A 12,982-nucleotide genomic window follows, 5' to 3' on the forward strand; every position below is an offset into this window, starting at 1 on the left:
TGCTATAGTTGGTAATGGATATTGTTAAATTTAGCTGTTACCTTTTACCTGTTACTTGTTACCTTTTCAATTTTTAATTTTTCAGGTTTAATCGCTTTTCGGCGATAATTGCAACTATAGCATCTGGTGCATCGACATGGAGGTTATGTCCTCCTGATAGTTTGACTGTTTTAGCGTGAGGTATTGCAGCTTGTTGTAAGGCTAGGTCTTCGGGTCGGTTAAAGTTGCTATTATTGCCATAAACTAAGGTAGTGGGAGCTTTAATTTGACTCAGTAGCTGTGTGTATTTATCCCGATTAAAACCTGTTCCACTTAAACCAATTCCCGTACGAATTTGCAGTCTTGGATCCCAGCGCCAACGTACACCACCATCAAAAGGTTCGGTAAGTCGCTGAGCATGTTTTAAAGCTAATTCTTCAGAGAGGTTGGGGGTTAAGCGGCGCAGACGATTAGCAGCAGCTTCGATATCCGCAAAGACCTGGTGTTGGGGTGGGGATGCCAGATAATCTAAGTGGGTTGCTATATTTTGAGCGGTTTGATCGTCCTTCTGTTCTCCTGGTAGCACCGGCTCCAGCAATAGTAAAGACTTGACCTTTTCGGGTCTAACACTGGCAAAGGTGGCAGCAACTACAGCCCCCATGGAATGACCGACTAGAATAAATGGCTGGTCTGTCAGTGGATTTGGGTTCGGCTCTGCCGTGCCAAACGCGATCGCATCTAAATCCCCTAAGTAGTCAATTAATTGATAAGACCCTCCCATACCTACATGCTGGGAACGTCCATGGCCTCGCTGGTCAGGTGCAACGACTCGATATCCCATACTTGCTAAGGGACGGGCAATTTCTTCCCAAGCCGCTCCATGTTCTAAAACACCATGGACACATAGGATTAAATCTCCATCCACTGGTCCCCAACTACACAGACACAGCTGTAAACCCCGCACGTCTAGATAAGACTCTTGCATCGGTTCAAGTTCTTCGCGTAGCGTGGCCTTTTGGCCAAGGTTAGAAGGTTGAAGGTTAGAAGGTTGTTCGCGTAGCGTGGCCTTTTGGCCAAGGTTAGAAGGTTGAAGGTTAGAAGGTTGTTCGCGTAGCGTGGCCTTTTGGCCAAGGTTAGAAGGTTGTTCGCCCTTCGGGTTCGAGTCGGGTAGGTTGGCTGGTTGGGCTGAAGGTTCAACCAGTAACGGCAATTGATAATCTAACCGTGTCGCCACCTCTTCCGCAAATTTCCCCAAAGGCCGGGGCAACTGGATTTGCCGCCAAACTTCTCCCAAAGTCGAATCAATTTGGTTATGGTTGCGGAAATTGGGGTCATCTACCGGTAGGGATTGGGGATGAACGCCATCGGTCATCCGCTGACCTTGATAGGGTTCTAAAACCGCCTCATCAAAAGGAATACCCAGAAACTCACACAACTTTGCCATCACCAAAGCAGGTTGCTTGACTAGTTCCTCGTAATACACTAAATGATGATTAGATGGTGCAATTTCCTCGAAGAAGTCTAGGATATTACGGTTACAGGTTGTCCAAACTTGCTCTGCTAGCCAATAAGGGTCCACCTCATCAAAACCAAGGATTTTATCCATCCGATTTTTCACGAACGAATCAATTACAGCATAGGGATGACGTACCAGATGAATATACTTCGCTTCTTCAAATAAATCTTCCGCGTGCCTTAGGGTTTCCAGACTGCCAGCATAGGTAGGAGACTTATCCACAAGAGTACGTTTACCCGTTAGTTCCTGTAACCTGCCATAAACCTTCTGAATTGACCAATCTTGCTCCGTTATCTCCTCTACCAGTGTTGTACTTGCTTCGGCATCTAGGTTCATGATTTCCATGAAAGCTCGCGCTAACCCTTCTCCTAAGTGAGTTGAACCTAGGGATTGATTGCGCTCAGCCATAGTGTCAAAGGGCAATAGGTGTAATTCTGGTGGACAGAATAAATCCCGATGACCAGCTAGCATCACCCGCAGTAACGTAGAGCCTGACCGAGGGCTACAGAGCAAAAACACCATGCTCCGATTGCGCTGGCTGGGTTTGGTAAAATTGCGTTCGCTATTGTTATTCCATGCCCAAGGATTAGCCCAATTCTTAATATCTGAGAGACTAGTAGTGGTCAATGAGGTTTGGGTTGGCTGGGGCTGATGAAGCCGTTCCATCTCCAAAGCCAAGTACTCAGCTAGAGCCGTAATCGTTGGTCGCTCATAAAACTCCCTAGGATAAAGAGTTATCTTCAGGTCTTTCTTACAAGAATTGAGTACCTCTACAATCATTAAGGAATCAGCACCCAAATCCATCAGGTTGCTCTCTACTGGGATTTCCCGACTTATCCCTAAAGCCTTAGCAATCTGTTGCTTAAGGTAATCTTTTAATAACTCTTCCCGTTGGGCCGTTGTACTGGCGAGCAGTTGATCAAAAATCCCAGAATTGTCGTTTTCCCCATCCCCCTGAGGCGGTAGTGTTTCTGTTGTGATTACCTCTGATAGGAATAACGGTAACTCTACCGGTAGTCGTTCTTTTAAAGTTGACCACTGCACCGGTAATACCCCCACCTGAGCCACATCTTGTGCCAGAAGTTGTTCGAGTATCTGTAATCCCTGTGGTGCTTGAATCGGTTCTATGCCCAGCATTGTCATCCGTTTACCGACGCCAGCCGCTAAACCCATCTCAGCCCAAGGTCCCCAATTAATACTTAAAGCTGGGCTACCTTGGCCTTGTCGATAATGGCTTAGGCTATCTAAAAATCCGTTAGCTGCGGAATAGTTTCCTTGACCAGGGGTACCTAGGATAGAAGTAGCCGAAGAAAATAGTACAAATAAGTCTAGGGCCATCTCCTGAGTCAACCTGTGTAAATTCCAGGCTCCCTCAACTTTCGGTTTCATCACCTTGGCAAATTTTGCCCAATCTTGGTGCAGCAGCACCCCATCCTCTAGGACCCCTGCACCATGGATAATTCCTTTGAGGGGGGGTAGGGAAACCTGAATTCTGTTGAGACAGTCCCTAACTTGTGCTTCCTGGGATACATCCACCTGCTCCAGGACTACCATCACACCTTGTTCTTCTAATTTCTTTATTATTTCTGACGCCCTAGGATTTGGTTGGCTTCGTCCTACCAGTACTAAATACCTTGCGCCCTTGCCTACCATCCATTCAGCTACCTTTAACCCCAGTGACCCCAAACCACCAGTAATTAAATAGGTGCTATCTGGTTTTAGCTGCAATGGTGAGCTAGCAAGTTGGGACTGTTGCTGTTGATGAATCAGTCGAGGCACATAGGTTTGTCCATCCCTCAAAACCAATTGGTTTTCTCCCTCTGGCCGTAATATCTGCTTGAGCACCATTAATGATTGCTCTTGGTAGTGCTGCTCAGTGCTCAGTGCTGAGTCTTGGCTTGGTTCTAGGTCTATTATCCCTCCCCAGAGTTCCGGATGTTCTTGGGCAATAACTGCACCTAAACCCCATAGGGGAGACTGGGCAATCCGTAAGGATTTTTCTTTACCTACCGGTTGAGTTCCTTGGGTAAGTAACCACAGACGGGGGGATTGAGCTAATTCTGCTTTCACCAAAGCTTGCAGCAGATGCAAGACACTACCACAACCGTTTTCTAAGGTTACATCTAGGGGAAATGTTTGGAATCCGTCCACTGCGGGAGTATCTAAACTCCACATATGAACCACAATCACAGATGTTGCTGTTAGGGATTCGACTTGTTGAGCTAACAGACGCTGAAACTGTTGCGGTTGCGCTGGGTTAATTTGGTAATGGTTTGCTTGTAATTGTTCATAGCTTGAACCACGGGAAATTAGCAAAACGCGATGTTCCTTTGGAACGGCTTTGCCAACGCATTTTTCTTCCAGCTGTTGAACTAATGTTTCTCCAAAGCCGCCTTGATCAGCAAAAATCAACCAAGTTGTACTAGATGTAGATATATCAGTAGATACATCAGATGCATCTATATCCTTGGGTCGCCATGCTATCTCATACAACCAATCCCCATAGGATGGAGTAGATAGTTGACCATAGGAAATCGGGGATAATTGTTTTACTGAAGTGGTATCTAGCCAATACCGTTGCCGTTCAAACGGATAAGTGGGTAGGGAAACTAGACGACCGGGGTTATGCTGATGGAATCTTCCCCAGTCTACTGATGCGCCATGTTTATATAGGCTTGCCAAACTTTCCAGCATTTGCTGACTATCTGGTTTTCCTGGGCGCAAACTTGGTATAGCTGTGAGCTTTCCTTTCGGTAAGCAGGCTTTGCCCATTCCCAATAGGCTAGGCTTCGGTCCTACTTCCACACACAGATGATAACCCTGTTGATACAGGGTTTCCATGCTCTGGTAAAATTTAACGGACCCACGGACATGGTCACACCAATACTCGGTCGTAGCGATCGCGGCAGTAGCTAATTTTCCAGTTAGATTCGAGATTATCTCTATTTGCGGGGGATGTAAGGATATTTCCGATAATACCTGGGCAAAATCTGCCACCATTGGTTGCATGAGGGCAGAATGGAAGGCATGAGAGACTGGCAACTTTAGTGATTTGACCTTTTGAGAGCGTAGTCGGGCTATCACGGTTTGAACCGCCTCACTTTCCCCAGAAATCACAATATTTTCCGGACCGTTAATGGCAGCGATTGAGACTTTGTCGGATAGGGCTTGAATTGCCTCAGTTACCTGCTGCTCATTGGTCAACACCACCGCCATCTCACCACCTTCTGGCAACTGTTGCATCAAACGCGCTCTTTGGGCAATCAGCTTTAGCCCATCTTCTAAGCTAAAGACTCCTGCTACAGTTGCTGCCACATATTCCCCAACACTATGACCCATAACCACGGTTGGTTCGATGCCCCAAGACCGCCATAACTGAGCCAGGGAGTATTCTAGAGCAAATAATGCTGGTTGGGTGTAGGCCGTTTGATTTAATGTTGAGTTGTCACTGTTGTCGCTGAAGATTTCCGCATACAGCACATCCAGTAACGGCTGTTCTAAATAGGTTTGCAGAATTTCGGCGCATTGGTCGAGATAGCCGGCAAATATTGGTTGGGTTTCGTAGAGTTGCCGTCCCATACCACTATACTGAGAGCCTTGACCGGTAAAGAGGAAAACGATTTCGGGGGGAGTAGGGCTATTTTGTGCTATTTTATCCGAAATCGTTTCGCTTTGTGTCAACTTGGTCAGTTGTTGCTGCAACTGGTCAGTGGATTGGACTAGGAGGGCTAGACGATAGTTAAAATGCGATCGCCCTTTATTGCTGGTCAAACAAATATCTGCTAGTGTCTTTGATGGCTCAGATGCTATGAAGTCTATGTATCCCTTTCCTAGGGTTTGCAGGGCGGTTGCTGTTTTGGCAGACAAGGTAAATAGATGATAGTTTTGCTCTTGATCGTTTTGATCTTGAGATTTTTTTTCTTTATCATTACTTGTCGCTTTTGTCAAGTCTGGCGCTCCTTGTAGCACCACATGAGCATTGGTTCCTCCAAAACCGAAAGAACTTACACCAGCAAATGGCGGAATAACATCCCATGGCCAAGGCTCCCGTTGCTGCTGTACTCGCAGGGGCAGTTCATCAAAGGGAATGTGGGGATTTGGCTCCTGGAAATGGAGGCTGGGTAAAAGTTCTTGGTGCTTGAGGGATAGGGCGACTTTGATTAAACTAGCAATACCAGCTGCTGCCTCTAGATGACCGATATTAGATTTTACCGAGCCAATCGCAACAGGCTTCGTAGGGTGCGTTAATAACGCACCGGATAACGCACCGGATAACGCACCGTAGTTATCAGAGTTGTTATCAGAGTTGTTATCAGAGTTATGATCACAGCGATGTTCCAAAAGAACCGCTTCGCGATCGCGTTTTAGGACATTTCCCAAGGCCATCGCTTCAATCGGGTCTCCCAGTAGGGTTCCGGTTCCATGGGTTTCTACATACTGCACATCTGACGGTGAAATGCCCGCTTGCTGGTAGGCCGAGACTAGAACAGCTTCCTGAGCATCTCTACTAGGAGCCGTTAGCCCATTAGTGCGCCCATCTTGGTTAACCGCACTGCCTCGAATCACAGCATAAATTGGATCTTTATCGATCAGGGCTTTGGATAGGGGCTTTACTACTATCACCCCAGCCCCCTCGCCCCTGACAAAGCCATTGGCACGGGAATCAAATGCCTTACAGCGACCATCAGGAGATAAAGCCGTTAACTTACTCAACCCAACCGTCACCACTGGGGTTAGCATCAAATTCACTCCCCCTGCTAGGGCTAGGGTTGACTCACCATTCCATATACTCTGACAAGCCAAATGAATTGCCACTAGGGATGAGGAGCAAGCGGTATCAACCGTTAGACTTGGCCCTTTTAAATTCAGTAGGTAGGAAATGCGATTAGCTGCCATAGTGGAAGCTACACCAGTATTGGTATAGGTATCCACCACCTCTGGACTTTGGAGGAGCAGCTGACCATAATCATTAGTGGAAATGCCAACAAAGACCCCCGTTTGGCTTCCACTGATTTGGCTAGGCACTTGGCCTGCATCCTCTAGTGCTTCCCAAATTACTTCCAACAGTAGTCGCTGCTGGGGGTCAATATAGGTAGCTTCCCGAGGAGCAATGCCAAAGAATTCTGGATCAAATTGATCAACATGCGCCAGGAAACCACCATAACGGCAATACATTTTGCCTGGTGCTGTGGGATCAGCATCGTAAAATTTCTGGATATCCCAACGGTCGGCTGGCACTTCAGTAATAGCATCCACACCATTTTTGAGGAGTTGCCAGAAGGATTTTGGGGAAGAGGCACCTGGAAAGCGGCAGCCAATCCCGATAATAGCAATAGGTTCTTTTAACCCTTTCCTCTTTTGCAGCTGCAACTCAAGAAGGGCGAGTTTTTCGGGGGAGAGATTGGCAATCCGCTTAGCAATATCATCCACTGGCAACATAGATCGAAACATAGATCTAGGAACTATTTGATGGGTTTTCCCAGAATTTCTTGGATTTGTGCTTCTGAAAGCATTTCCAACTCAGCTAAGAGTTGGTCTACCTCTTGATCACCACTGGAGGAAATCGATTGAACCGTCACCGGTGAACGATAAAAGGGTGTCGAGGTGAACCGATCCAGATTCTGGAACTGTGCCTCCCATAATTGTTGCATCTCACTACCTGCACTCGACACTCTCGGTTCGATTTTTCTTGGGCTGTCCCCCTGGTTTGAGTTGCTTTGTTGACTTACTGTGGCCAGATATTGGCCAAGGGACTCGATATTGGGATAATCATAAGCCAGTGTAGGAGACAGAGGCACCCCTAACCATTCTTCGAGATCATTAGCTAGTTCGACTGCTGTTACTGAATCTAGACCATAATCAGCAAAAGACTTGCTGATGTTAATAGACCTGGCAGGAAGTTTTGTTTCTCGCGCTAGCCAATCTACTATCCACTTTTGAAGTGTATGGCGGGTTTGCTGAAGGCCGATAGTATTAGTAGTGGGTTCTTTTTCTGGTTTGGTTGGGGCAATGGTTGGCTGCTGCGCCAAGCTCGATTGCCCTACAACTGTCAAGCTATTGTTTAGAAATCCAGCTCGACAAGCATGGCGCTGTACTTTGCCACTGGATGTCTTGGGAATACTATTGGTCTTGAGCAATAACACAGCATAGACTTGAAGCTGGTATTCTTGGGAGATGGCACTGCGGATGGCTTCAACCACTTGATCTACATCTAGTTTCCGCAGGTAATTCCTGGAGACTTCTTGGACAATCACCAATTGCTCAGCCTCTTCCACTTCCACAGAAAAAGCTGCACCATAGGCAGGCCGAAGGGCCCGATGACTAGTTTCTACGGTCAATTCTATGTCTTGGGGATAATGGTTGCGACCCCGGATAATAATTAAATCCTTGAGACGACCTGTTACAAACAACTCACCATCCTGGATAAATCCTAAGTCACCAGTGCGCAGCCATGGTCCTGAACCGGTATCAGCTAGATAGGCATTAAAGGTTTTTTCCGTCACCTCTGGTTGATTCCAATAGCCTTGAGCAACGCTTGGCCCTTTTACCCAAATCTCTCCGACAGCACCGGCTTCGACTTGGGTGAGGGATTGGGGGTGTGCGATCGCAATTTTTTCATTTAACCAAGTCCGCCCACACCCGACCAGGATTCGAGTCGGCACATTACCATTAGACTGACCATTAGACTGATTGAGATGATTTTCTGGCACGGGAACCACTCGATTTTGTTCAAGAGCTTCCCCTTCAAATTCCCTTACCACTGGAGGTTGGTCTTTCAAGCCCCCAGTGACTAATAATGTGGTTTCTGCCATGCCATAACAGGGGTAAAATGCTTCCCGACGGAAGCCACAAGGGGCAAATTTTTGAGCAAATCGCTCTAATGTCGAGGCTCGAACCGGCTCTGCACCAGTAAAGGCCGTTTGCCAACTGCTCAGGTCTAGGGTTTCTAATTGCTTAGCTGTAATTTTCTGCACACACAGCTCATAGGCAAAATTCGGAGCACCACTGGTAGTCACCTGATATTTTGAAATTGCTTTTAGCCAGCGGTAAGGCTTGCGGAGGAAATCTACTGGAGCCATCAGGATGATGGGAAGACCAACATAAAGGGGTTGTAGGATGCCACCAATCAGTCCCATATCATGGTAAGCGGGTAACCAAGATAATCCTCTGCTTTCGGGTGTATCTTGGAAACACTGATTAATCAAAGCTGAGTTATATAGCAAATTCCCGTGGCTAACCATCACTCCTTTGGGTTTACCCGTTGAACCAGAGGTGTACTGTAGAAAAGCCAGGGTGTTGCTTGTTTGGCGCGCGGGCGGTTGTGTCTTGGCGCGCGGGTCACGCGCGACGCGACCCTTAGAGTCCGGGTGCTGCCAATCGGATTCCTGGTGCGTAGGCAGATTGTCAGTAGCCAGCCAGTTCAGTTGGTTGTTGGCTGGATTTTCAGCTAGCTGAGTCTCTATTTTATCTAATAGAGGGGTAGTAGTGAGGGCAAATTTGGCCTGAGCATCTGCCACAATTGCCTCTAGCCTGGACAAATTTTGATTGGAGCGGGGGGGATAAGCGGGAACGGCTAACACTCCCGCATACAAGCAGCCGAAGAAGGCTGTGATAAACTCTAAACCGGGTGGATAGAGTAGCAACGCTCGCTCCCCTTTAGCGTTCTGGTGTAGAAGCTCGGATGCGATCGCTTGGGCGTGGTTGTCTAACTGTTTATGGGTAAGGTAGCGGTCTGGGGTTTCCCCGTTCAGTAGAAATGTATAGATTATCTGATCCGGCTGGTGTATTGCTCGGTAACGTAGCAGGTCCACTAAGGTAGAAAATTTTTGTATATTCTCGCTCATCTGATCTAAACTGTCTTTCATCCCTGCACGCCTTATTTTCACAGCCAAATCGTCGCCCATCCCCTGATCGATAGATTTCTTCAGCCTTTTTCTAGACTACAACAATCGTTTATTATCTATTAAGATGGGCATTATTGGCCAATAGCTTAATGAAATACCAATTCCCCTTAGTCATTGGAGGTAAGCATTCCGCTATCAGCATTCCGCTATCAGCATTCCGCTATCAGCATTCCGCTATCAGCATTCCGCTATCAGCATTCCGCTATCAGCATTCTGTTATCAGCATTCCGCTATCAGCATTCCGCTATCAGCATTCCGCCAAGGACTTGTGTCCACGCTACTTGATGTGATTTTGAATAAAAGAGGTAAGCTAAGGCCAAAGGCAGCGCTACGCGAACGTAAGGTCTGAGTTACGGCTGACGGCTGACAGCTGATTGCTGATAGCTTACGTTTCAGTCATGACTTTCAGCCGAATCAGCTGCTCTCCACTCTCATCCAAAGGAACTTCAATCACGTCACCCGCTAGACGATCCATACAGGTCAGCAGCAATCGCAAGTGGGGAGTACTTGACCCGGTATCGACATACAATCGGTCTGACAGACTACCTAAACGCTTCCAGGTGGTATAGAGTTTGCCAACAGTCTTTTCTAGTGCCAAGGCTTGTTTCACTAAATCAGCAGCAGTGTTTAAACACTCAAGCCGTAGCGCTTCATCTAAAGCCAGTTCCATATCCAAGGATGTGTGATTGATAGCTTGGACTTGGGCAGATGCATCTAGATACTTGGCTAAGCAACGGGCATCTGAGGTCACATGTTTAACAGTGTCCACATCTGGGTTAGTAGCAATTGCCTCTTGTAATGGAATCAGGTGGATTTCTGGCAGCTTTTCCATCTCTTTAACCAATGGGGCAAGGTAACTGGATGGGAGACCCCCTTCAGCGGATTTTTCTTTAACTTCCTCTGGTAGTAATTCTGAGGACATGGCAGTCCATTGATCAGATGCCTGTTTGACCTCCCGGCGGGTAATGCGATCGCCTTTTTGAGCTCGTTCTGTCACCAGCTGCTGGACTTCGGGAGCCGACTTAGCTGTTTCCACAAATGCCCGTTTACTGAAGTTATTAATGGCATCATGACTAAGCTGACCCTCGGTTAACAGAGTATCGGCACTGTTAGCCAGTTCAATCAGGGAGTAAGCCTGACTCTTGCCGATTTCCCGACTTTTGAGCCAATTTAAAAATCCAGCTCCCCTTCCTTCACCCCCTTTTTTCTCCCTGTCTCTTACTACTCGTAGAATCCGTCCCCGCCAGATATCGGTCTGTAGGTCAACGCGATCGCATACTCGCCAAGCGTAATCCACTAGCTGGTCAAAGTCGGTTTCCTGAATTTCTTCATCCTCTGGATCCGGGAGTTGGAAATCCAGATCCATGGGTTCGTTGAGCAGGGCAGCGAGTTCGGCGGTAGAGTCAGGCACTTGCACCATAGGAAAGGATTATCGAGTGACGGTAAACACGATTATTGCACGGTTTCCAAATTATAAGACTGTACGCTACCCCTAGATTAGTGTGAATTGATTATCTGGCATAATGCACCAAATGTATATGTTATTAGTCGTTAGTCATTAGTTTCGTTACTTTTGAGAGCCAGGTGTGACCGTAAACCTATTAATGGCATTTAATGCTATCGCACAACTATTCCGTAATCTTATAGCCTACTTAATCACGAATATTTTTACGCCATAACTGGATTTCTCAAGCCTTGGAAAAATTTTATTATAATCATTACTAATTATTTCTTTTTTACGGCAATTTATCCTATCATTCACTAGTGTTTTTTTTCTTAAATTTACATTTTTTTTAATCTATTTACGAATATTTATAATAATTATTATAACCTCAATTACATAAATTAATTTTAAGGGCTTACAGTGTGCGCCCTTACTCGTCTAATCAGCATCAACTTATAACCGCTATAATCCAAAATAGATAAAATCGAAAAAAGACTACAAAAGACTACTATAGCGTTTCCTAGTAAGCCTGAGGTACATCTAAATTAAATTATTGTTACCTATTTCCTACTCCCTAAAAACCAGTACAAAATTTACTCACCCACATGTACTTTTATTAAGCCTGAGATAATCGCGAACAAAGGTGGTAAGTTATAGCCAACATAGCAAGAGTATGAGAGGTGCATCAAGATGAATCAAAAGAAAACTACCGACAATAAAATAATCCCAGGGAGCTTAGCGTTAGCATTTGCTTTACTCATCGGTGCAGCCTGGTGGGTAAGTAGCTCTAACTCTCGCTCCTTGCAATTAAACCGTATTAGTACTCCACCTATAGAAAATGCCAACTCTTCTACTACATCTTCTACGACAACAGAGAATGCAACCGAGAATGCTGATGCTCAAACAAACCTTAACCTTAAGGGATTAGGGGATACCGACCGTGGTTATTCAATCCTCGGTAGTGCTAACTTCCGAGACGCTCTAGTTAAGCGGGGGATTGGTTTCAATTATGCTCAAGAGTCAGACCAGGAAGCTCGTGCAGCAGCTCTTGGTCAAGAACAAGCTGATCTAATTGGCACTACCTTAGAGCAATTCCTGACTCACAAGCCTAACGGCAAAATCGTTGCTCTGTTGAACCGAACAGAGCAAACAGATGGTAATCAACCCAACTTAGATGTAGTAGTTGCCTCTGAGCGTATCCTGAAATCCAATCCCAAAGAAATCCAAGATTTTGTAGAAACATACTACGACCAGGTAGAGAAAGGTAATCTCAGGGATGGGGAAACTGCCGGTAAGGGGATGCAGTTTTTTACGGCGGCTGAGGCGAAAGATTGGATGAAATCAGGAACTTTGGCAAAAAGAATTGGGAAAACTGCGGGAGTTTTGGCAGCTTCGGGTAAGGCAAAAGATGTTCCTGTTAATACCACAGAACTGTTTACCGCTAACTATATTCCCCCAACAGCTGAGCAAAGTATAGCTACAACCCCTCCGACAGATTCTGATCAGTCGGAAGTTGTGGCTCAAGCTCAGGTAGCTGATTCTACTGAAGCCGATCAAGCTCAGGGATCACAACCGGAAAAAACCGTTCTTGATGCAATAGCGAGTGGGGGAAACCCACGGCAGTCGCTCATGGGGGGAACCCCCAAGACCGCGCTGCCTCCCCAAGACCGCGCTGCATCGCTTGCTGAACCAGAACAAAAACCTGACTCTACCGCCACTCAAGTAGCTGAGGCAGATAATAACACTCAGGCATCAGAACCAGCTAAAGCTGAGGAAAAGCCGGAAGTTGCAGCTCAACCTGAGGATGCCTCTAACACTCAAGCCGATCAAGCTAAGGAATCAGAACCGGAAAAAACCGTGACTGAACCAGAACAAAAACCTGACTCTACCGCCACTCAAGTGGCTGAGGCAGATGATAAAGCCAAGGAATCGCAACCAGAACAAAAATCTGAACCTAATCGGACTCAAGTGCCAGAGGCAGAGGGACAAAACCCCCAGCCCCTAACTAACTTAGAAGTTTTAGGTGAAGTCAAGTTTGCCAAGGCTTCGTTTCAATTAAGTCCGATACTTTTTAGCTACCAAAATCTACTTTGCAGATTTTAGCCCACTAATGCAAGCTGCTCTCGCAGCCAGGGGGTA

General features: G+C 46.4%; 4 protein-coding genes. 1 reads left to right on the forward strand and 3 read right to left on the reverse strand.

What is annotated here, in order from left to right:
* Positions 1-73: 73 nt before the first annotated feature.
* The 3 genes from F6K63_RS07005 to F6K63_RS07015 all read right to left on the reverse strand — a co-directional run bounded on the left by F6K63_RS07005 (position 74) and on the right by F6K63_RS07015 (position 10,819).
* Positions 74-6,946: a type I polyketide synthase gene (locus F6K63_RS07005; protein ID WP_287311417.1), complete on the reverse strand. Its 6,873-nt coding sequence runs from the start codon at positions 6,944-6,946 to the stop codon at positions 74-76.
* A gap of 11 nt (positions 6,947-6,957) precedes the next feature.
* Positions 6,958-9,360, reverse strand: a complete 2,403-nt coding sequence (locus F6K63_RS07010; protein ID WP_287311419.1) for an AMP-binding protein — start codon at positions 9,358-9,360, stop codon at positions 6,958-6,960.
* A 424-nt stretch (positions 9,361-9,784) separates the two neighbouring features.
* Entirely contained in the window at positions 9,785-10,819 is a 1,035-nt protein-coding gene (locus F6K63_RS07015) for a hypothetical protein (RefSeq protein ID WP_071103309.1), read from the reverse strand.
* Between the two features lie 714 nt (positions 10,820-11,533).
* Between F6K63_RS07015 and F6K63_RS07020 the strand changes: the two genes are divergently transcribed.
* Positions 11,534-12,946 (forward strand): hypothetical protein, encoded by a 1,413-nt coding sequence (locus F6K63_RS07020; RefSeq protein WP_287311423.1) that lies wholly within the window; start codon positions 11,534-11,536, stop codon positions 12,944-12,946.
* Positions 12,947-12,982: the final 36 nt, after the last annotated feature.

Origin of the sequence: Moorena sp. SIO1G6, assembly GCF_010672795.1 — a bacterium.
Taxonomy (GTDB): domain Bacteria; phylum Cyanobacteriota; class Cyanobacteriia; order Cyanobacteriales; family Coleofasciculaceae; genus Moorena; species Moorena producens.